We start from the raw sequence: 21,304 nt of genomic DNA, 5'->3' as shown, positions 1-21,304 counted from the left end.
CTCAGGTGAGCAGGAGGCAGGCGTCCCAGCCGGAGACCGGGAGTTGTTCGCGGGCGGCGGTGTGCAGGGCCAGCGCGATCCCGGCGGAGCCTTCGAGCAGGCCGGCCTCACCCGGGGCGAACTCGCGATCGGCCAGGCGCCCGGCGGCGAACAGGAGCGCCGCGCCTCGGTGCTCGCTCGCGGCGTCGGCGGCGATCCGGTGGGCGGCCAGCAGGGCGCCGGTGGTGCCGTGGCACAGCGACGCATCACCGAACTGGCCGGTCTGGCCTGTGTCGCTGAGCGCGGCGAGCATCGCAAGCTCGGCCTTTTCCTGCCGGGCGGCGTCGCCGGTGGCGAGGGCGGCGAGCTGCTGGGTGCGGGCGATGCCGGGGGTGCCGTAGCACCAGGACGGACGCGCGGGGCGGAGCAGTCGGGGCCGGCCGCGGTGGACTTCGGCAGGGGTGACCTTGTCGGGCCACCACGGGCCGTGGCCGCTGTCCTGCTCCCAGTCGTCCAGCCAGGCAGTGATCCGTTCGATCGCCTCCTGCTGGCCGGGCACCTCGATGCCGTCGCGCAGGGCCAGCGCCAGGAGGGCGAGCGGGCCGGTGATGCCGTGGGCGATGCCGAAGTTGCCGTGCCCGCCCGGGAACTGGGGGTCGAGTTCGCCGGAGGGGGCGAGGTCGGTCCACCACCCGGGCTCGCCGCCGGGCAGCGGCTCGGTCAGGCGCACCAGGTAGGCCAGCACGTCACGCAGCAGCGCGCCGTTCGGGTCGCGCTGGCGGAGCAGGGCGCCGGTGCCGGTGAGGCCGTAGACCAGGTCGAACTCGGCGAACGCCGGCCGCTCGCCCCTCTCGATGCGGGCGTGGGCCTGCTCCAGCCGGAGGGTGGTGGCCTGCGCGGTCGTGGCGTCCAGGGTGGCCAGGGCCTGGGTGTAGGCGCCGGGGCCGTGGGTGGCGGCGGTGTGGACGGCGAACGCGACGGCTCCGGCGCCGAAGAACAGCCCGGTGGCGGTGTCGGAGCGCACGGTCGCGCGCATCGAGGCCCGCAGCCAGGTGTGGACGGTGTCCCAGTCGCCGAGGCCGGTGGCGGCCCGTTCGATGTGCAGCAGGGCGATGCCGGGCGATCCCTGAGCCAGGGACTGGCCCCAGCTGGCCCCGCGGTCGGCCGGTGGCAGGGCCAACTCGGAGGTGAGGGTGCCGAGGTGGCGCTGGGCGCGGTGACGCTGGCTGGTGTTCACCGGGCACCGGCCAGCTGCCGGGCGCAGGCGGCGGACGCGGCGGCGCGGGCGAGGTGGTGGACCAGGCGCTCGCTGTCGGGGTCGATACCGAGCATCCGCACGGTGTGCAGGTGCAGCAGAGATCCGAGGACATCGCTCGCCTTCAACTCGCCCTGCCGCTCCAGCTGGTGGCGGTAGTCGGCGAGGAGCGAGGTGCGGGCGGCCCAGGCGCGCAGCAGGTCGCGGCCGACGGCCGATTCCCGTAGTTCGGCCCAGCCGCCGCTCACGTCGCCCAGGCGGACGGCCCTCTGGTGGAGGCTCCGCTCCACCCGGACGCCGATCCGGTGCGGGACGTGGTCCAGCAGCCAGTCCAGGCCGGCTCCGGTGTCGAGCAGACCGGTGGCCAGCGCGCAGAGCCCCGCTGCGGCCACCGCCCGCACGTCGGTATCCGTCTGCTGGGCGTAGGCGAGTTGGAGCAGGACGGTGCGGGAGTCGGCGGCGAACACCTGCTCGGCGAGGTCGAGCGCTGGGCCGTGGCCGTACCGGCCGGTCTCGGGCTGGTAGGTGTCCAGGCTCAGGCGGGTGACCAGGCCCTGCGCCCGCAGCCGGCGGGCCCACTCGCCGACCCGCTCACCGGCCAGGGTGAAGGCGGCGGCCTCCGGAAGGCGAAGACGCAGCCGCAGGTGGTGGCCGCCCTCGACGTGCCGCAGGAACCACCACTGGGGCGGTTGCACCCACTGGTCCAGCAGACGGGGCAGGTGCTCGTGGAGGATCTCCTGTGTGCGGTCCGGGTTGCCGTACAGGCGGGCGGACAGCCAGGGCGAGGCGCCCGGCAGGTGCCCGGCGTCGGGGCGGACCGTGCGAACGGGCTTGCGATGCTGCTTGGCCGCCAGCTGCGGGCGGGTGCTGTCGAGCTGCACGGTGATCTCGTGGGCTCGGCCGCCGATCCAGCCGTTCGCGCCGGGCACCGGGGCTTCGCTGAGGACGGCGGTCGGCTCGTGCTGGAGGTGATCGCGCAGCAGGGCCAGGTGGGAGCGCTGCCCGAGGTCGAGGGGGAGCTTGAGGTCACGGTGCCTCAGGTGGACATGCCGTGGGACGCGGTAGGTGTGCAGCCACTTTCGGGTGGCGCTCTCCCACTGCGGCCACGCCGCGCTGTGGTCGGGCAGGTCGGCGGCGGGCAGCTGCCACTGTGCCGGGGCGAGGACGATGCGGCCGTGACGCAGGCGGGGCAGGAACGGCAGGCGGCCGGCCGCGCCCCAGTCGAAGCCGGTGTACTGCGGGGTGAGGGAGTTGGTGATCTCGCACAGGAACCGGACGACCGGGTCGGTGACGGACCGGAACTCCAGCGCGTTCACCATCCGGGGCTCTACCGGCCGGCCGTCGGCGAGGTGGACCAGCCACATCCGCCGCTCGTCGGCGCACACCCCCAGGTCCTCCAGCCGTACCCCCGGCTCGGCTTCAAGGCCGGGGTGTTCGCCGAGGTGGAGCACCGGCAGCAGCCCGGGTACCCGGGTGACGTTCTGGACCTTGGTGATCAGTGGCGGCGTGGAGACCTGCACGGCGATGGCACCCTCCCGCAGGGGCGGAGCCGTCTGCGCCTGCTGCGTCCACTCCTCGCCCAGGAGGTAGAGGAAGCGGCCGGCGGTGGTCGCGGCGGCGCGGGGGGCACCGGTCACGGTCAGGGTGAACGAGCCCTGGTCGAGAAGAGCCTGGCTGCCTGCGGCCACGTGGAGGGTGATCTCGGCGTTCGGCTGCATCGGGCCAGGCGCGGCGTCGGGGGCGAGGTGGTCGAGCAGGTCGTCGTCCAGGAGCACCTCGACTGCGCTCTGAACGGCGGCGCGCTGGGCGAGGGCGAACAGTCGCTCGTCTCGGCGGGACAGCCGCCGGGCGGGCTCGGGGAGTTGGGAGCCCCGGTAGCGGGCGGGCAGGCCCAGGCCGGTGTCGGGGTTGAGCAGGTCGGTGACCGCGACGACGGCCCCTGGGCCGTAGTGGTCCACGTACCGGCCGTGGTAGTCCGCCCAGGAGGGATGGCCGTCGGGGCGCGGGCTCAGCCGGGTCAGCAGGGCGGCGGCGCGCTCGGCCTGCTCCCGGACCGCCTGCGGCAGGGTGATCTCACCCGGCCAGCGCAGATCCACCATCAGGCCCTGGCCGGCCTCCGGCACCAGCTCACGCATCCGCGCCACCAGCACCCCACGCGCCTCCCGCTGCGCGGCGGCGCTGCCCTGCCCGTTGTGCCACCGAACATCGCGCTGAACGGCCCGCAGGTCGGCCAGCACCGGCACGGCCCCCGGGACCTCGTCGGCCCGCACCACCTCCAAGACGCCCACCAGGTGCTCCAGCGGGTCGACCGCCGTCATCGGCGCCCGCAGCGCACTCAGCAGAACCCCGTTGTCCACCAGAGTGGTCAGCATCCGATGGGCGGAGACGGCGCTCTGCTGCGGGAACCGCTCCAGAAGCCGGTCGGTCAACTCCCCTACCGTGCAGCCCTTCCCGGCATCCTGCAGCACCAGCTCGACCGCCCGGGTCAGCCGCACCGAAGCCTCCACCGGGCCGCTCCCGTCCGAGCCGGGGCGGACGGGAAGCACCAGCCGGCCACCGCGTACGACGCAGAGGTTGTTCGCCACCACCGGCAGCCGCTCCACCAGCAGGTCCTCCAGACGGCGCACCACCTGGTCCAGCCACACCGCGTCCACCCGCGCCACCGCCAACGGCTCCACCCCCTCCGGCACCTCGGACCGGTCGCCGAACCGCACCGCGCCGATCCCGGAGAACAGGCCAAACGGCGTCGGGCGCCCACCGCGAAGGGCGTAGCGCATCACGGAGAGCACCAGCCGCCGCAGCCGCACCGGCGAAATCACCCCGCCCGCCACGATCGCCGCCACCCGCTCGGTCAGCTGCGCGCCGGCAGCCACCTCGATCGCCGACACCAACTCCTGGTCGGCCCAAGCCGATTCGAGCCAGGCCCGCCACCCCTCGGCACTCGCATCGGTCTCGCCGGTCAGGTCCGGCTCCTCCACGCTCCCGGCGTCGGCGGGACGGGCCGAGATCCGGGCCACGGCCATGGCTGCTGCGCGGTACATCGCGTTCCCCCCAGGGATTCGAAGACAGGACGGCCCGGTGCGCGGATCTGCTGGCCGCGCACCGGGCCACTAGCTACTGCTCAGGTACTGCGCGGGATCAGACGATGCCGCCGCTGCTGACGCAGGAGTTGCCGCAGGTGGCACCGCAGCCGCCGTCGGTGTTGTGCACCAGGCCAGCGAGGACGTCGGTGTCCTCGGCGATCCGCAGGTCCAGGTCGAACTCGCCGCTGTTCTGAGCCTCGGCGTTGACGGTCCGGGCCATGTCCCGTTCCCTCCCATGTCGGTGGTGCGGTGGAACCCGGCCGCCGAGCGGGGCCGGGAGATCGTGATGAGGCTGCGCCGCTCGATGAGATGCCCAGCCGGTGGTAGACCCCGGCCTTAGACACTGACCGGGACGCGGTCGAAGAGGGTCTGGTCCTTCAACGGGTTCTCACCGTCGGCCAGCACACCGTTGCCCGACCACGTCCCGGGCCAGTCACTGCTGGATCAGACGATGCCGCCGTTGCTGGTGCACGAGCCCCCGCAGGTGGGCTCGCAGCCGTCGTCGGTGCTGCGCAGCAGGTTGGCGATGCTGTCGGTGTCCTCGGTGATCCGCAGGTCCAGGTCGAACTCGCCGGTCATCTCGGTAGCGGCGTTGACGGACTGGGTCATGTCCTGTTCCCTCCCAGGTTGGTGGTGCTGTGGAACCCGGCCGCGGGTTACGGCCAGGAGATCGTGATGCGGCTGTGCCGCTTGTCGATGACGTGCCCGGCCGGGAGCCGGTCGTCGGGGGTGCCTGCCGGGTGAACGGTGAAGACCGGGTCCGGGCCGCTGCGGTACTTGGTGTCCCAGGTCTTGACCTGCTCGGCGATCAGCCCGGTCAGGCGGGCGGCGGCCGGGCCGTGCCCGGCCGCGCCGACCTCGTAGCGGGCCGGCTCCTCGGACACCTTGCGCAGGGAGAGGTAGGCGAAGCTCGCGCCCTCCACGACCGCCGGGCACGCCATCCGGTTCGCCGGAGTGACAGTCTTGGTGTCCTGCTCCGGGTCCACCGACAGGTGGCCGAAGCCGGGCAGCGAGGTGGCCAGCCGCAGGAACAGAGAGTCGAGCGGCTCCTGCTGGCCGACCGTCACCGACAGCCACACCTCGACCTTCGGTTGCTCCAGCACACCGTCCAGCGCGGAGGTGTCGGGAACCGGGTCCTCGTCGAATCGCAGGCCGATCTCGGTCCCGCGCAGCAGCACCAGGCGCTCGTCGTGCGCGCCGCCGCCCTGCATCCGGACGAACCCGCACGGCTGAGCCGACTCACTGACCAGGTGGTCGCCAACCCGGCGCAGCGCGAGGGAGCGGGTGATGCCCCGCATCCGCAGCGGGACGACGATGACACCGTCCTCCGCGAGCTGATCTGTCCAGGCCGGAGACAGGTCCCAGGCCCCGACCGTGACCAGGATGCGGTCGAACGGGCCGTACTCCTTCAACGGCTCGTCGCCGTCGGCCAGCACCACACTGACCCGGTTGTAGCCGGCCTGTTCGAGGAACCGCTCGGCACGGTCGGTGACGAACGGGTCGATGTCCACCGTCACCACCGAGCCGCTTTCGCCGGCGAGTTCGTCCGCAAGGGCAGCGTTGTAACCACCCGAGCCGACCTCCAACACCCGGTCACCCGGCCGCACCCCGGCCTGCTCCAGCATCGACGCCTGGACCGAAGGCGCCGACACCGAACTGGTCGCCAACCCGTTCCCGTCGCGCCTGGTCACCACCGCCCGGTACGCGTCGTAGACGACGCCCAGCTCAGCTTCCGGCGCGAACACCTCCCTCGGCACCGTGAGCATCGCCGAGGCCACCGCCTCGCTCCGCACGGCACCCGCCGCACGAAGCCGGTTGACCATCTCCGACCTCATCTCGGTGGTTCGGTTGTCAGACTGACACTCGTTCGAGTCGGTCACGCTGTTCTCCTGACTAGTTGATGCAGCTTCGGACGGAGAGAGAATGCCCTCCGACCCCTGCGGCCTGCTCTCCCGGCCGCAAGAGCGGAACTGTCGCATCACGCAGCCTCTCCCGGACTACAGTTCCGCACCCGCGCCCACACCCTCTTCTGGCCTCGCCCGGTCACCACGGCCATGTCCGTTGCACAGGCACGCACCAGCAGCAGCCCCCGGCCGCCCTCCTCAGCTGTGTCGGTGGCTCGCGTGGCCAGGAGCAAGTCCGGGCGTGTGTCCACAACCTCAATCCGGCAGTCACCATCGAGCTCCTGCACCCGCACCGTGATCCTGTCGCCCGGCCGCGCCCCATGAACTACGGCGTTGGCGACGAGTTCCGAGAAGACGAGCAGCGCGTCATCAAGCGGCTCGCCTGTCCAGCCCCAACCGGCCATCAGGTCAGACACGACACGGCGCACCGCCGGCACTGACGCCAAGTCAGCTTCAACGGAACTCTCCCACTCGCGCAGTGGCATCGTCCGACTTCTGGCCATGTGCTTCGCTCCCAAGATCAGGAGCGACGGCGCGCCCCGGCTGTGGTTCGCTTGCGAGGACCAAGATTGGCCTGAGGTAGCAGACATAACTACTGCTCAGCGGCAGACACTTCGTCCCCCATCGGTTGAGCGTGAGGACAAAACAGGGACAGTTCGCAGACACTTTGGCGAGACCCCGTGCGAGCAACGACGGGGTGGTGATAGGCAGATGGCATCGAAGGCTCTCGCGTTCGGGGCTGCCGGCCCCCGAAGGGATCACCGTGGACACGCTGTTCGATGCCTTAGTCACTGAGCAGGGCATGAACTATCGGACGTTCGCGGCCGAGTACCGGCGTGTTGCCGCAGTCCTCTACCGGGAGACCGAAGACTCGGCGTACAGGAACGCCTCGGTGACCAACAAGAGCTTCCTGCGCTGGCGGTCAGGTCGGACGAGTCGCCCTCATCACCCGGCACCCGCGATCCTCGCCCGCCTGTTCAACCAGCCCTCACTGGCACTACTTGCACCCTGCACCGACGAGCAGGTCCGCGCGCTGCCCGCAGCGCCGCCCCGACCTGTGCTCGATGAAAGTGAACTCGCCATGACCGCACGCGACGCCCACACTCACGCCACCGACGCCGCTTCTCAACTCCTACCCGATCTGAGTCTCGACCAGCTCGAAGACGACCTGGTCCGTCTCGTGCGGGCCAACACCAGCACGCCGCCCCACCTGATCTTCGCCCAGGCCAGGGAGGTGCTGGGCCTTGCCACGGTCATGCTGGACCGTACGCAGGTTCTGTCCCAGCGCGGCCGGCTATACCTTGTGGCTGGCCAGGCCAGCGCACTCCTCGGCGCTTGCGCGTTCGATCTGGGTTCGCTGCCGACGGCGGTGGAGCTCCTTCGGGCCTCCGCCCTGTACGGCCAAGTCGCCGAGCACGGTCCGCTCCAGGCTTATGCCCACGGATATCTGGCGCTCCTGTCGTACTGGAACGGGAACCCGAACCAGGCCGTCCGGCAGATCGAGCGGGCGCAGTCGTTCTCTGGTGTTGGAGCCACGGGGAGGGCTCGGCTGGCCGCGATCGCGGCACGCTCCTATGCCCATCTCGGACGGGTAGAGGAGACCCAGGCGGCGATAGGGCGCAGCCTGGCCGAACGCGGGGCGGACCGGGACGAACTCCACGACGGGATCGGCGGGGAGTTCGACTTCAGCTTGGAGCGGGTCGCGATGAGCAACTCGGCCAGCTTCCTGTTGCTACGGGACGGCGCTGGCGCGGAAGCATCTGCGCGGCGATCGCTGGAGCTGATCGCCTCTCAGGTATCCGGATCTACACCCCTGGTGGTCGCTCCGCAGGCTGGTGCCGACCTGGCAACTGCCTTGCTTCTGCGTCGGGACCTGGACGGCGCCGCGGATGCTCTCCAGCCGGTACTGGAGCTGCCCAGGGAGTGGCGCGGCGCAGGGCTGGTCAGCCGAGTGAATTCGGTCCGGACGGAACTGGCGTCACCCGCCTTCCGGGACTCGCCGGCTGCCAGAGACCTTGCGGATCGGATTGACGACTTCACCCTGGTCGCCGCACCGCGCATCCTGGGACCAGGCGCGATGCGGCTTGCTGTCGGCGGGCCCAGCAGTTAACCAGCCTGCTCCAAGATGCGGCGTTCCTTCTCCGGGTCGATCCCGTGTTCATCCCACCTCTGGTGCGGCACTGGCAAGTTGCCGTCCTGGAGCCAAGCCCACGTGTCGGCAACAGTCTCAGCGAGCGGTCGACTACGGAAGCCGGCGGCAAACGCGGATGTCGAGTCGATGTCCCACACCCCGGGGTGCGTCCTCCACAACGGGAGCTCGGTCCACTGCCGCAGGTCGCTCTGGAGCAGATCCGCGTCGGGTACCCACACCAGGCTGCCGGAGCTGGCGGTCGCGGCCATGCAGGCCCGGAGGAAACCGCCCATCGTCTCCCTCCCGATCGGGGCGGTCAGATTGTGTACCTGCGGGCCGGTTGCCCGAGTCTGATCAAGGATGAAGGCAGCCACGTCTCGGACATCGACGGGCTGGATTGTCTTGTCCGGATCTCCGGGGGCGAGGATGCGCCCACCTCGCTCAGCCCTGCGCAGCCACCACGGCAGGCGGCCGACGTACTCACCGGGGCCGAGAATCACACCGGGCCTGACCACGGTGGCGCGCTCGGCGCCGAACGCTTCCTCGATGGCGCGCTCGGCGCCAGCCTTCTGTCGACCGTAGTAGTAATCGGGGCCAGTCCAGTTCTCCGGCAGCCGTCCGTACTCGGCATCGGCATCCGGAGGGCCATCCAGGATGGGGGAGTTGGCGGTCAGCGGGTCGCTCGGCCATCCCTGGTACACCGAGACGGTGGATACGTAGACGTACCGCCCGGCCGCGTGCACCAGGGCCCGGGCGCCGCCGAGGACCGTCCGCGGCGCGAGCTCGGAGGCCGAGGTGTCGATCACGGCATCCCAGGGGCCGTGCGTGGCCAGACGTGCGACGTCCTCTGCTACTTCCCGATCTCCGGTCACTGCAACCGCTCCGGGGACCGGGGTGCCGGAGCGACCGCGCGTGAACGTGGTCACCTCCCACCCTCGCGCGAGCGCGTCACTCACGACCGCCCGACCCAGGAACCAGCCACCGCCCAGTACCAGAATCCTCATGTGGACGATCCTGCCAGGCGCGGGCTCCCGGCCGCAGCAACGAGCTGGATCAGCTGGTGATCATTACGTCCGAAACGGTCCGTCACTTATTGGTGGGTGTCGCCGCCGGGAACGGCGGGGATGCGGTCGTGCCTTTGGCACGGCTGTCTTCTTTGGGCGGGTTCCCCGCCGGCCGCCGGTGGCGGCGGATGTGGTCGCGCCTTCGGCACGGCTGCTTTTTCTGGTCCGGGCGCCCCGCTGCGCGGTTCCCCCGGCCCCCCTTCGCGGCCCAGTATCCGGAGCCGGCCGCCCGCCTCAAGGGCGCTCCCGTTGGTCGCGTGGCTTCGCCACCGGCCTTCGGCCGGCCCTTGACCCGGACGACCTCTTTGCCCCGGACCCCAGGCAGCTATCGGGGGGACGGGGGAGGTGCGCCGCTGGACTGACGGCCTGTCAGCCCCCTTTCCGACGTGCCGATCCACGCCATCAAGCTTGACCAAAAACCCTTAGTGAGGTAATATTGGTCTTGTTGGGAGGGGAAGGCACCCCCGAACAACAGACGGAGACCAAGCGCCTGTTGGAGGATTCGTGACGACCGTACTTGCCCCTGTTGAGCTGCTGAGCGACGAGGCTGGCTCGCCGGAGCTGGCTTCGCTGACCGCCGCTTTCGAAGCCGAGCTGACCTGTGACTCTGCCGACCCGGTGGAGGATTCGGCGAAGGTGCTTCTTGAAGGTGTTGACCCGGCGGAGCTGGTGTTCACCCGCAACGTCCGAAAGGCCGAGCTCGATGACGAGTTCGTCAGCTCGATCCGTGAGCACGGCCTCTTTCAGCCGATCATCGCCACCCCTCACGACGACGGGATAGCGATCATCCTCGGCAACCGGCGCGCGAAGGGCGCGATCGAGGCGGGTCGGCTCGTTGACGTCATTGTCCGAAACGACCTCACGGCCGAAGAGGCGCGCATCGTCGCGCAGCTGATCGAGAACATGCACCGCGAGGACATGCGCGAGAGCGAGATCGCCAACGCCTACGCGCAACTGTCCATCGAACTCGGGCTCGACGCCGACCAGATCGCCGCTCGGGTCGCCCAGGACCCGAAGAAGGTTCGGGCGTCGATCGCGCTGGCCGCAATGCCGAAGACCGCCCGGTCTGCTGTGGATGAGGGGGCGCTCACGCTGGACGACGCCGCCCTGATCGCCGAGTTCGAAAGCGACCCGAAGGCGTACAAGCGGCTGCTCGACACGATCGAGCGGGACGGGAAGCTGGACTGGGCCCTGAAGAACGAGCGCCGCAAGGCGGCGCGGGCCGTGCTGCGGCAGGAGGTCACGCAGGGACTCAAGGCCGCTGGTGTCCGCATGGTCGGCGAACCGTACGGTTTCGGCTGGAACGGGTCGAAGGAGGTGGGTCTTGACCGTCTCTCCGACGCTGACGGTGTTGTGCTGGCCCCGGAGTCCCATGCGAGCTGCCCCGGAAACGCGGCGTTCTTCAATGAGTCAGCGAGTGGCGATTTCAAGGCCACGTACCTCTGCCGTGACCCCCATCAGTACGGGCACCAGGTGCCCCGTTCCTACTCGTTCCGGAGCCCGGCGGAGGAGGCCGCCAAGGCGGCGGAGGAGCTGGCAGCCCGTGAGCGCAAGGAGGCGCTGTCCATCGCCGAGGAGATTCGGCACGAGTACATCCAGGAGCTCTGCCGCTCCAAGAAGGTGCCGAAGGGGCTGACTAAGCGGGTGCTGGGGATGCTCTACACGCTGGGTGTAGATGAGACGAGCCCCGATGCGCTGGTGTTCCTCCAAGCACCGGGCGACGACGACGCCAGCGCGCGATACAGCCGGTTCATCGGACGAATGGCTGAGGCCCGCGTTCCTCTCGCGCTTCTCGCCAGCGTCGCCGTGCGCGCGGAGCGCGCGGTGAGAAACGCCGCCTCGGGCTACGGCAACACCCTCAGCAACAAGGGAAAGGCCGTTGGTTGGTTCGAGTTCCTGGTGGCCTACGGGTACGAGCTGAACGAACCCGAGGCTGAGTTGCTGGCCGAGTTCCGGTCGAAGATCGCCGAAGCAGAGGCACGGGCAGCCGCGAAGGCGGCAGCGGAGGCCACCCAGCAGGCAGAGGTCGAGGACCAGGGCGGCGAGGAGGACCGGCCGGAGCTGGCGGTGGAGGTCGAGGACCAGGGCGGCGAGGAGGACCGGCCGGAGCTGGCGGTGGAGGTCGAGGACCAGGGCGGCGAGGAGGACCGGCACCTGGCGATCGTCCTGGACGACGAGCCGGATGACCTGGGCAGCGAAGACACAGAGGTGGCGGAGCAGACCGACTGGGAAGCCCGCTACCCGGAGATCAACGAGCTGCTTGCGGCCTAGCGCCAAGGGGAGGGCCCCCTCCCCGAACAACCCGCCGGGGGTGTCCGATGGCACCGGACACCCCCGGCCCTGTTGACCACATCACCCCCCGCGCCGGAGGCCCGTATGCATTTGCACCTCGCCACCACCGCCCACCGACCGCCGTCGGTCCGAACCGACCTTGCCGTATATCTCGCCGGTCAGCATGAAGCGCACGCGGTGCTGATCGCCCGGACGATCCTGCTGACCATGCCGTCCGTCCGCGTTCGTCTGGCCCACCCGCAGCCCGCCTATGAGGCGTACAAGGCGTGGGCGGACGCCGCCGACCAGGCCGCCCGGCTGTTCGCCGGAACGGAATCCGGCACCGTCCCTACACCTGACGGCCAGGTGTCCGGACAACTCCGCCTTGACCGTTCCGTCCCCCCGGCAGTGGTGGAGACGCTGCCCGCGCGGCTCAGCCCCACGCGCATGCCGCAGCTGCGGGTCAGCGTCGGTGGGCTGCTGACGGTGATTGCCGACATGGCCGCTTTCACCAGCCAGCTCAACCTCTGGACCACCGCCTACCGGCACGCCGCGCGCTGCTGGGGCAACCTGCCCACTGTCGAGGAGCTGGCGGCCGGAGCGCTGCCGCGCTTCGAGGACACAGAGGCCCCGGTGCTCACCAAGGTTGCGGCATGAGCGGCACCCGGCCGACGGGCCCGCAGTACGTCACCCTGGTCACCGAAGGCGGCTACCGGATGCACGCCACGATCACCTTGGACTGGGATCAGGGTGCCGCCCTGTACCGCATCGCGGAGCTGGGCGGCACCATCACCGTGGGGTGGGAGCCCGGCCACTACTACACGGGTTGCTGCAACGGGGATGCGATCCAGGTCACCTACGGCAAGCCCGTCCGAAGCCCCTTCACCAAGCACTACCAGGACGCCCCGACCGTCTTTGGCGTCCTGCTCGCCGACCAGGCCGTCTTCCACCCCGACACGATGAGCCCGACCAATCACCGGTGGCTGGTCGTCCGGCGGGAGACCGGCGGCCACTACAGCCCGAGCGCCCCGGATGGCACCCAGCGCAGGACCGCCGCCATCGTCCACACGATCACCCGACACATGCTGTCCCGCCCGTGGGCGGCCGAGCTGCGCCGGGCCCACGACGAACAGCACGCCCCAGCCCGGCACCGCCACCACCGGGAGAAGATCAGCGAGCTGGAGCAGGAGACGGCCCAGCTCCAAGTGCAGGTGACCAGAGAGAAGGCCAGGGCGGCCGTCCAAGCCGCCGTGATCGAGGAAGCCGCCCACCGCAGCGCCCCGGCGTTGCCCGAGTTGCTGGTGCAGCACCAGCAACTCGCCGCCTGAAACCGGCCGCCCGGCCCGCCCGCCCGATCCGGCGGCCGTGCCGGGCGGCAACGCGGGGGAGGGGGCATCGAGCCCCCTCCCCCGCACCCGCGTTCGCCGTCCGGAGCCGACCGCCTGCCGCGACGGACCCGACCGACCACCCTGAGCACCGGCATGCCCGCCTCTGCACGGGCACCTACCCTGGTGAGAGCACCCGCGCCCCGCCCGGCGCGAAACCGAGGAGCAACCGATGCACGACCCCGCCACCCCGGAGAGCCGCCGCCGCGCGGTGTCCTCAGCCACGGGCTCCGTCCGAGCCGAGGGCCTCACCCCCAGCCCGGACTACCTCACCGACGCCGAGGAGTACGCGGCCGGCCGGATCACCGCCGACGAGCTGGTGGAGCGCGCTGAAGCCCGCCACCGCCCCCCGGGTGCCACGCGGCCGGCCCCCTGACGATGGCCGACCCCTACGCTGACCCGGCCAGCGGCGTCCTGCGCAACCGGCTCGGCATCATCGACTCCCAGGCCCTCGCCGCCGCCGAGGCCGACATCACCGCCGCCCGCCTCACCCGGCTCGCCGAGAAACCCATCCCCGGCCGCTACGACCTGGCCCACCTCCAGGCGTTCCACCGCGAAACCTTCGGCAGCATCTACCCGTGGGCGGGGGAGATCCGCTCCATCGAGATCGCCAAGGGGAACACCCAGTTCTGCCTCGTCCGGATGATCCCGGACTTCGCCGCCGACACCTTCGGCCGACTCGCCCGCCGCCAGGACCACCTCCGAGGGCTCGACCGGGACAGCTTCCTCACCGGGCTCGCCGACCTCTACGGCGACGTCAACGCACTGCACCCGTTCCGGGAGGGCAACGGCCGGGCGCAACGGGCTTTCCTCGGCCAGCTCGCGGCCGACGCCGGGCACCCGATCGACTGGACCCGCCTCGACCCTGACCGCAACACGCTCGCTTCTATCGCCTCGTTCAACGGCAACTCGGCTCCGCTGCGCGCGATGCTCGCCGACCTCACCGTCCCGCAGCCGACCACCAGGACCACGCCGACCACCAGGACGACGGCCCCGCCGCAGCTGATTCAGCCCCCACCGGTCCAACCCTCCAACCGGCCGACCATCCGTCCCTGACCCGCAGCACGCGGATGGCCGGTGGACACCCCCGCAGGCGGGTTGGCACGGTCCACCGGCCAGAGACCACAGCACCTCGCAACGGAGGAGCGTGCGGATCTCCAGGGTAGAGCAGGGGGCAAACCCCCGCGGTCGTGCCTTTGGCACGGCTGTCTTCTTTGGGCGGGTTCCCCGCCGGCCGCCGGTGGCGGCGGATGTGGTCGCGCCTTCGGCACGGCTGCTTTTTCTGGTCCGGGCGCCCCGCTGCGCGGTTCCCCCGGCCCCCCTTCGCGGCCCAGTATCCGGAGCCGGCCGCCCGCCTCAAGGGCGCTCCCGTTGGTCGCGTGGCTTCGCCACCGGCCTTCGGCCGGCCCTTGACCCGGACGACCTCTTTGCCCCGGACCCCAGGCAGCTATCGGGGGGACGGGGGAGGTGCGCCGCTGGACTGACGGCCTGTCAGCCCCCTTTCCGACGTGCCGATCCACGCCATCAAGCTTGACCAAAAACCCTTAGTGAGGTAATATTGGTCTTGTTGGGAGGGGAAGGCACCCCCGAACAACAGACAGAGACCACGGCATACCGGATCACCCTGGGCCCGCGCGGCGGCGCCCGTATAAAACGCCAAGAGGAGCGCGACACCATGGCAGGCGAGACCAAGATCACCCTTATCGGCAACCTCGCGGAGACCCCCGCGCTCAAGTACACCGACGGCGGGGCGGCGGTGGCCAACTTCACCGTCATCGCGAACGAGAAGACCTACGACAGCTCCACCCGATCCTGGCGGGACGGCGACTCGATCTCCATGCCGTGCGTCGTCTGGCGCCAGTACGCCGAAAACGTCGCGGCGTCCTTGACGAAGGGCGCTCGCGTGGTCGTCACCGGCACGCTCAAGCAGCGCTCGCACCAGCCCGCCGAGGGCCCCCGCCGCTACTACGCCGAGCTGCTGATCGACGAGGTCGGCCCGGCCCTACGCTTCGCCACAGCCGAGGTCACCAAGGCTGGGAGCCGCCCCGCCCAGCAGGGCGCGGCACCCACCCGGACGGCACCTGGTGCGTTCGACGCGACGTGGCCGCCCAGCCAGGCCATCCCGCCTGCCCCGACCAACCCGCCCACCGTCGGCTCTTGGCCGACACCGGCCATGGCGGGATGATCACCAGGGCCGGGCGGGCCCTGCCCGCCCGGCCCTGCCGCCTCTGCCCATGAAAGGCATGACCCACATGAGCAACGCCCTGCCTAAGACCGAGCTCACCGGCATCATCAACACCATTCAGCGCGCTCTGTTCGCCGCCGTCCTGGCCCTTATCCTCACCGCCGCCGCTTGCGTCAGCCGCGATCAGACTCTGACCGCCTACGCGCTGCTTGCCGTTGTGGCCGGACTGCTGTGGCTCCAGTCGGTGAGCCTGCGCCTGCCCCGACTGATCAACGCCACTGCGGAGCAGCACGGCGTCCCGCCCTTCCTGCCTCCTGCCCGAAGCGCCCGGCGCTGACCGTCCCGAGCGACGAGGAGTTCATCCGTGCCTGTACTCGCCCCTGAACGCACCACCGACGACGAAGCCGACTCCGCGCTGGTCGCCGTCCGTGCCTTCGTCTCCACCGACCCCGCCAGCTATCGGGGCGAGCCTGCCGACTCGGAAGGTGTGTCCGTGATCATCCGCGACCTGATCACCGCCCTGCTCCACCTGGCCGACGCCACCGGAGTTCCGGGGGACCGCGAAGAACTCGTCCACATGGCCTACTACCGCTACCGCGAGGAAGCCGCCTACGAGCGGCTCGCCGAATCCGACCCCCTGTGAGGTCGGCCCGCCCGTTCCCGGCGTTGGTGGGTGTCGCCGCCGGGAACGGCGGGGATGCGGTCGTGCCTTTGGCACGGCTGTCTTCTTTGGGCGGGTTCCCCGCCGGCCGCCGGTGGCGGCGGATGTGGTCGCGCCTTCGGCACGGCTGCTTTTTCTGGTCCGGGCGCCCCGCTGCGCGGTTCCCCCGGCCCCCCTTCGCGGCCCAGTATCCGGAGCCGGCCGCCCGCCTCAAGGGCGCTCCCGTTGGTCGCGTGGCTTCGCCACCGGCCTTCGGCCGGCCCTTGACCCGGACGACCTCTTTGCCCCGGACCCCAGGCAGCTATCGGGGGGACGGGGGAGGTGCGCCGCTGGACTGACGGCCTGTCAGCCCCCTTTCCGACGTGCCGATCCACGCCATCAAGCTTGACCAAAAACCCTAATAGAGGTAAGCTGGTGTCATCGGGTCGACGGGAGGGCAACCCGAAGACCGACCCACAAGCCCCGGAGGTCTACCCTGCTCCCGTCCGGATGGAACTTTCGCCCATGCGGCTGCATCGTCTTCGCCTCTGGCGTGGACTTCGTCGGCAACGTCCGCCCCGAAGACCGCTGTTCGGTGGCGTTGGAGATTGACGCCCGCCTCAGGGGGATCATCGAACTGATCTCCTGTGGGGCGGCCCGCCCCGAGTGGCTGGCCCTCATGGAGCACTGGGGCGTCTCGCCCGAGGCGTGTCGGGCTCAATTCCCAGTAACTTCCGTACGGCAGGAGGATATTGCCGCACGGATCGCACTTGGCTACCAGGCCGCCGACCAGTTGAGCGCTTGACGAAAAACCCTTATTGAGCTAAGCTTGAGTCGTCTGGTCGGGGAGGGTAATCCCGGCCAGGGCCCCACGATGCACCGAATGAAAGGCGTCACATGACGACCACTCTCGACCACGTACGCCTCCAGGAGATCAACTCGGCCGCGCGGGCAGAGTGCGGCCACGGCGACGGGCCGGGCTGCGCCTGGTGCTGGCTCACCCCCGAGGCGATTGCCGAACTCCCCTACGCCGAGCGCCTGGCCGTCGCCGTCGATCTCGACCACCGGCTCACCGAGCTCGGCATCCCCCGCGCCCCTCGGACGGTCGTGATCGTCCATGGCGCGCACACCTACGCCGTGCAGGTCATGTGCGAGGAGCTTGGTACGTGGGAGCTGCGCATCCCCGCCCCCGGTGAGGACTACGCCCTGTTTCGCGGCGCGATCTACGCCGACCCCGTCGCGCAGGTCCGCAGTGACCGGGTGCCGACGTGGACCCGAGGTCGGGACGACGTCGCCGCTGTCGCCCGTGGTTTTGCGGGCCTGCTCTGGGCGGCGGGCCTCCGCCGCCGGTGAGTGCTGCGAACCAGTGGCGCATGCCTAGAGGGTTGACTAGAAACCCCCATTGAGGTAATATTGTTCTTGTTGGACGGGGAGGGCAACCTCGGCCGACACCCACGAATGACCAACCCGTGCGAAGGGACCTCACACATGACCATCTCCCTGGCCAGGACCTCAACCCGTAACGCCAGCCTCCGCGAGATCGTGGGCATTCTCAAGGACCAGCACCCCCGAAAGACCGACGTTATCGCCCCGGTGCAGAGCATCCGCGCCGAGGGTGGCCGACTGATCATCGACGGCGCGGAGCACGAGATCACTCCGGACGGTGTCACCAGCAAGGCCGCCGAGTACAAGCTCACCGACGTGTGTGAGTCGGGTGTGGCGGAGAAGCTGGGCATCCCGGTGGGCTACCTGCGCAAGACTCGGCACGAAGCCCCGGAGCTGTGGGACGCGAACGTCAACGGGTGGCTCACCCACGAGAGCCGCGAGGCCAAGAGCTACATGATCCGCACGCTTCGGCCCAGCCAGGACGAGGACACTGGCACCGCCCGCGCGTTCCTGTCCAACGGATACCGGATCATCGACAATCTCGACATCCTGACCGCCGCGCTGACGGGCGTGTCCGACGCGGGCGTTCGGGTCAGGCTGGACAGCTGCGACCTCACGGACCGGAAGATGTACGTTCGGGTTGTCGCCGACGAGGTCCGCGCCTACGCCCCCGAGCTGCTGCGCAACTACCGCTCCCCGTTCACCGAGGCGCGCGGCGCGGACAACCCGACCGTCTTCGCCGGATTCGAGATCAGCAACAGCGAGACCGGGTGCGGCGCGTTCACGATCGTGCCCCGGCTGGTCGTCCAGGTCTGCGACAACGGCATGACGATCACCAAGGACGCCATGAAGTCCGTGCACATCGGGGGCCGACAGCAGGACGGGGTGATCCGGTGGAGCGACAACACCCAGGCCCGCACACTCGATCTGGTCACCTCGCAGACCGCCGACGCCGTCCGCACGTTCCTTGACCACGACTACGTCAACCAGCAGTTGCGGGACATCCAGGAGAAGGCCGGGGCCCGGATCAAGGACCCCGAGAAGACGATCACCACCGTCAGCCAGCGGCTCCGGTTCACCGAGGAGCGCCGGGCCGACATCTTCGCCCACTTCATCCAGGGCGCGGACCTGTCCGCCGGTGGCGTCCTGCACGCCGTGACGTCCGTCGCTCAGACCCTCCCCGACGCCGATGAGGCCCACGAACTCGAATCGCTCGGCATCCGCGCCATGGAGCTGGCCGCCTCCCTGTGACCGCCCCGCCGCCCGGCCCACTGTGGCCGGGCGGCCCCCGGCAGGGAGCGCCGAGCTGCGGGGATCGACCCCGCACCCCGGCCCAACCCCTCCCGCCACTGACCCGCCGCAGCACCAGCCCGCCGCACCGCCCGCCGGCCCCTCCCGCACGCAACCGGGCGGCCCCCGGCAGGGAGCGCCGAGCTGCGGGGATCGACCCCGCACCCCGGCCCAACCCCGCGCGGCACTTCCTGCTGCCCGTCTTCACCCTTCACGCACCACCAGGAGAACCACGTGCCCATCCTGCCCCACACCGGGCTCCAGACCCCCGACCAGCCCCGCTACGAGATCACCAGCTGCCAGGAGCTGGTGCTGCTCCGCGGAACCCCCTTCCTGGCCGCCCTCAGCCACGCAGGCCACAAGATCGGCACCGCTCAGAATTACGGCGATGGGGACGCCACCGAGTTCGTGCCCCACGGGGACTTCCCGATGGCCGACATCGCCCGGTTCACCGACGACTGCCAGCTGAACGGCAAGCAGATCGGCCTCTCCCTGCTGCTGGACCTGCTGATCGAAGAGTTCAACGTCAGCCGCTCGCTCCGCGCGCAGGCGCTCCACGGCCGCACCCTGCTCCGTGAAGTCGGCTCCGACGGCACCACCACCATCAGCGGCACCATCCCGATGCCCGCCACCTCGGACGACCGCTGCCGTGTGCGCGAGGCCCTCGGACAACCGCTCACCCCGGGCGCCGCAACCCAGTTCTGGAACGGCAGCCACTGGGAGCACCTGGCCGGCGCCCCCGCAGCCTGACCTACCCCGGTGCGGCCGAGACATCCTCCGGCCGCGCCGAGCCCGGTTAGACACCAGGCCCCATCCACTCGCCCCAGTAGGAGATCCAATGCCCCGGACCGCCACCATCACGCTGCCCGGCCGCCTGGTCGCTGCGCTTGATGACCGCGACGCATTCCAGTCCGGCCCGACCGGGAGCGCCGAAGACGCCCTGGCCGACGCCTTGTTCGCAAACGCCACCCGTATCAAGCGCGGCAGCGGAGTGAGCGTCACCGCCACCCTGACCGCCGAGCAGATCGGGGCCTTGGCCGATCACCTCCACAGCCTGCTTGGCCTTGTGGACTGCGGGATCGCCCCCGCATCGGAGTTCGGCGTGAGCCGGGCCCGCCTCGCCGACATCGTCCAGCAGCTCAGCGAGACCCAGGACGCCACCGAGGCCGAGGACGCTCGCCGGGACGGACCGGAGTCACTTGATTCCCGGCCGGCCACCCGAGAGCAGCTGGCAGCGCTCCCCGACCAACCGCAGGAGCCCATCAGGAACAAGTACCTCGTCGCTGTTGACGAGATCCGCGTGCACTTGGTCCCCGTCCTCGCGCGCACCCATGGAGCCGCAGAGCTCGAAGCCGCGCGCATCGTCCAGGCCGACCGCAAGACGTGGTTCGACCGGACCCGAGCCCCTCGTGGTCGGTGACGCCCAGACCGAGGCCGAATGGGACGCCGAACAGGAAGACCTGGCCCGCAAGGGCACCGGTGGTCTACCCGGCCCGCTCCGGGCCCGCCGGCCGAAGGAGGCCCTCACAGCCCGCTTCACCGCACCCCGAACCGATCATCACAGCGACGGCACGCCCTGCCCGCCCGACCACCGGCACACCACCAGCGGCGCGCCGCTCACCTCCGGCTGCCCCGGCCGCGCGTACTCCAAGGCCGCGTGCACGTGCGGCGAGTGGTCGATCGAGTCCCCTGGCAAGGGCTACGTGGATGACGAACGCCGCCGACACCTGCGCACCACCCACTGACCCCAGGCCCCACCCCGACCCATCAACAGGCGCCGCCCGGAGGGCAACCGGACCGCGACCTGCCCACGAAACCCGAGAGAACTCGACCACGTGACCCCGACCCGCACCGGCAGCGCGGCCCGCGAGGAAACCCCCGCGCAGCCCGCACCGCACCCGCCCCAACCTCTCCTCGACAGGGACGCGCTCACCGCCGACATCACCGTCGGCATCCTCGGCGTCGCGAGCTTCGCCGTCAGCTTCACCCACGTCGTCCAGACCGCCACCGCGGCCGGCCAGACCGGGTGGGTGGCCTACGCCATCGCCGTGTCCGTCGAGCTGATGGCCCTCGGCTCCGTCTCCGAGATCCGCCGCCGCAAGCGCCACGGACAACCCGCCCGCTGGCCCCGCGGCGTCCTGGTGCTCGGCGTCGTCATGAGTCTGGCCGCCAACCTGGCCGTCGCCCAGCCCACAGCCTGGGGATACGTGATGGCCGCCTGGCCCTCCCTCGCCTTCCTCGCCGCCGCCGGAATCATCGAGTCCCGTCCCACCGGCCCACAGGCCGTTCCGGCACAGTCCCAACCCGCCGACCCCGGCACCGGCGAGCACCGAGCCGCCTCCGACGGCCACCCCCCGCCACCCCCCGCCGACGCGAACCAGTCACCGGTCCAGCCCGACGACCGGCTCCAGGACCAAGCTCCCGTCGAACCCGCAGCCGACACCGAGGCCGCCCACCCCGACGAGCAGCCGGCCCCGCAGCCACCGACGGAACGGCCGACCAAGCTGCGCGTCATGACCGAGCTGCTGGCCGCGCTGCGCGCCGATCCGCAGTGGAACCGGACTACGACGAACTGCTCCGCACGACCGGCTACAGCCGATCGTGGTGCGAGAAGCGCGTAGGCGAAGCCCGCACGCTCCACCAGGGCCGCACCGAGGCCGACCTCGTCCAGGAGCCCGCCGACCGTACGGCCGAACCGCGGCCCCTCAACCCGGTCCGTACGTCCCACGAC

23 protein-coding genes are annotated in these 21,304 nt (G+C 70.6%); 16 read left to right on the top strand and 7 right to left on the bottom strand.

What is annotated here, in order from left to right:
- Position 1: 1 nt before the first annotated feature.
- The 6 genes from OHV05_RS15005 to OHV05_RS14980 form a co-directional block, all read right to left on the bottom strand.
- A complete protein-coding gene (locus tag OHV05_RS15005) occupies positions 2-1,216 on the bottom strand; it encodes a lanthionine synthetase C family protein (RefSeq protein WP_405018104.1) in 1,215 nt (404 codons plus the stop codon).
- The gene (locus tag OHV05_RS15000; protein ID WP_405018103.1) at positions 1,213-4,275 is read right to left on the bottom strand and encodes a lantibiotic dehydratase; all 3,063 of its coding nucleotides are present in this window, start codon (positions 4,273-4,275) and stop codon (positions 1,213-1,215) included. The genes OHV05_RS15005 and OHV05_RS15000 overlap by 4 nt, the downstream gene beginning before the upstream one ends.
- Positions 4,276-4,372: 97 nt before the next feature.
- On the bottom strand, positions 4,373-4,537 hold the full coding sequence (locus tag OHV05_RS14995) for an FxLD family lanthipeptide (protein ID WP_405018102.1): 165 nt from the start codon (positions 4,535-4,537) through the stop codon (positions 4,373-4,375).
- Positions 4,538-4,761: 224 nt separating this feature from the next.
- On the bottom strand, positions 4,762-4,926 hold the full coding sequence (locus tag OHV05_RS14990) for an FxLD family lanthipeptide (protein ID WP_405018101.1): 165 nt from the start codon (positions 4,924-4,926) through the stop codon (positions 4,762-4,764).
- 47 nt (positions 4,927-4,973) lie between these two features.
- Positions 4,974-6,152, bottom strand: a complete 1,179-nt coding sequence (gene fxlM, locus OHV05_RS14985; RefSeq protein ID WP_405021470.1) for a methyltransferase, FxLD system — start codon at positions 6,150-6,152, stop codon at positions 4,974-4,976.
- 143 nt (positions 6,153-6,295) lie between these two features.
- On the bottom strand, positions 6,296-6,706 hold the full coding sequence (locus OHV05_RS14980; protein ID WP_405018100.1) for an ATP-binding protein: 411 nt from the start codon (positions 6,704-6,706) through the stop codon (positions 6,296-6,298).
- A 278-nt stretch (positions 6,707-6,984) separates the two neighbouring features.
- On the opposite strand from OHV05_RS14980, the gene OHV05_RS14975 reads away from it, so the two are divergent.
- Positions 6,985-8,331 carry a hypothetical protein gene (locus OHV05_RS14975; protein ID WP_405018099.1) on the top strand — a complete coding sequence of 449 codons (1,347 nt, stop codon included), beginning with the start codon at positions 6,985-6,987 and terminating at the stop codon, positions 8,329-8,331.
- On the opposite strand, the gene OHV05_RS14970 is transcribed toward OHV05_RS14975, so the two are convergent.
- Entirely contained in the window at positions 8,328-9,356 is a 1,029-nt protein-coding gene (locus tag OHV05_RS14970; RefSeq protein ID WP_405018098.1) for an NAD-dependent epimerase/dehydratase family protein, read from the bottom strand. The two genes, OHV05_RS14975 and OHV05_RS14970, sit on opposite strands and share 4 nt — an antisense overlap.
- A 564-nt stretch (positions 9,357-9,920) precedes the next feature.
- Here OHV05_RS14970 and OHV05_RS14965 point away from each other — a divergent pair.
- The 15 genes from OHV05_RS14965 to OHV05_RS14895 all read left to right on the top strand — a co-directional run bounded on the left by OHV05_RS14965 (position 9,921) and on the right by OHV05_RS14895 (position 21,194).
- A complete protein-coding gene (locus tag OHV05_RS14965; RefSeq protein WP_405018097.1) occupies positions 9,921-11,687 on the top strand; it encodes a ParB/RepB/Spo0J family partition protein in 1,767 nt (588 codons plus the stop codon).
- A gap of 198 nt (positions 11,688-11,885) precedes the next feature.
- Entirely contained in the window at positions 11,886-12,344 is a 459-nt protein-coding gene (locus OHV05_RS14960) for a hypothetical protein (RefSeq protein ID WP_405018096.1), read from the top strand.
- Positions 12,341-13,015, top strand: a complete 675-nt coding sequence (locus tag OHV05_RS14955) for a hypothetical protein (RefSeq protein WP_405018095.1) — start codon at positions 12,341-12,343, stop codon at positions 13,013-13,015. Before OHV05_RS14960 ends, OHV05_RS14955 begins: the two co-directional genes overlap by 4 nt.
- Before the next feature lie 229 nt (positions 13,016-13,244).
- Positions 13,245-13,448 (top strand): antitoxin VbhA family protein, encoded by a 204-nt coding sequence (locus tag OHV05_RS14950; protein WP_405018094.1) that lies wholly within the window; start codon positions 13,245-13,247, stop codon positions 13,446-13,448.
- Between the two features lie 2 nt (positions 13,449-13,450).
- Positions 13,451-14,128, top strand: a complete 678-nt coding sequence (locus tag OHV05_RS14945; RefSeq protein ID WP_405018093.1) for a Fic/DOC family protein — start codon at positions 13,451-13,453, stop codon at positions 14,126-14,128.
- Between the two features lie 619 nt (positions 14,129-14,747).
- Positions 14,748-15,257 carry a single-stranded DNA-binding protein gene (gene ssb, locus OHV05_RS14940; RefSeq protein ID WP_405018092.1) on the top strand — a complete coding sequence of 170 codons (510 nt, stop codon included), beginning with the start codon at positions 14,748-14,750 and terminating at the stop codon, positions 15,255-15,257.
- A gap of 67 nt (positions 15,258-15,324) precedes the next feature.
- Positions 15,325-15,594: a hypothetical protein gene (locus OHV05_RS14935; RefSeq protein ID WP_405018091.1), complete on the top strand. Its 270-nt coding sequence runs from the start codon at positions 15,325-15,327 to the stop codon at positions 15,592-15,594.
- Between the two features lie 27 nt (positions 15,595-15,621).
- A complete protein-coding gene (locus OHV05_RS14930; RefSeq protein ID WP_405018090.1) occupies positions 15,622-15,900 on the top strand; it encodes a hypothetical protein in 279 nt (92 codons plus the stop codon).
- Between the two features lie 550 nt (positions 15,901-16,450).
- Positions 16,451-16,702 (top strand): hypothetical protein, encoded by a 252-nt coding sequence (locus OHV05_RS14925; protein ID WP_405018089.1) that lies wholly within the window; start codon positions 16,451-16,453, stop codon positions 16,700-16,702.
- A 92-nt stretch (positions 16,703-16,794) separates the two neighbouring features.
- A complete protein-coding gene (locus tag OHV05_RS14920; protein ID WP_405018088.1) occupies positions 16,795-17,250 on the top strand; it encodes a hypothetical protein in 456 nt (151 codons plus the stop codon).
- A gap of 135 nt (positions 17,251-17,385) precedes the next feature.
- The gene (locus OHV05_RS14915; protein ID WP_405018087.1) at positions 17,386-18,534 is read left to right on the top strand and encodes a DUF932 domain-containing protein; all 1,149 of its coding nucleotides are present in this window, start codon (positions 17,386-17,388) and stop codon (positions 18,532-18,534) included.
- Between the two features lie 273 nt (positions 18,535-18,807).
- Positions 18,808-19,323: a hypothetical protein gene (locus OHV05_RS14910; RefSeq protein WP_405018086.1), complete on the top strand. Its 516-nt coding sequence runs from the start codon at positions 18,808-18,810 to the stop codon at positions 19,321-19,323.
- 88 nt (positions 19,324-19,411) lie between these two features.
- A complete protein-coding gene (locus tag OHV05_RS14905; protein ID WP_405018085.1) occupies positions 19,412-19,993 on the top strand; it encodes a hypothetical protein in 582 nt (193 codons plus the stop codon).
- Positions 19,983-20,318: a hypothetical protein gene (locus OHV05_RS14900; protein ID WP_405018084.1), complete on the top strand. Its 336-nt coding sequence runs from the start codon at positions 19,983-19,985 to the stop codon at positions 20,316-20,318. Before OHV05_RS14905 ends, OHV05_RS14900 begins: the two co-directional genes overlap by 11 nt.
- Before the next feature lie 90 nt (positions 20,319-20,408).
- Positions 20,409-21,194, top strand: a complete 786-nt coding sequence (locus tag OHV05_RS14895; protein WP_405018083.1) for a DUF2637 domain-containing protein — start codon at positions 20,409-20,411, stop codon at positions 21,192-21,194.
- The last annotated feature ends 110 nt before the right edge of the window (positions 21,195-21,304 follow it).

This window comes from Kitasatospora sp. NBC_00070, from assembly GCF_045041205.1.
GTDB lineage: Bacteria > Actinomycetota > Actinomycetes > Streptomycetales > Streptomycetaceae > Kitasatospora.
This window is presented reverse-complemented; position numbering and strand designations above follow the sequence as displayed.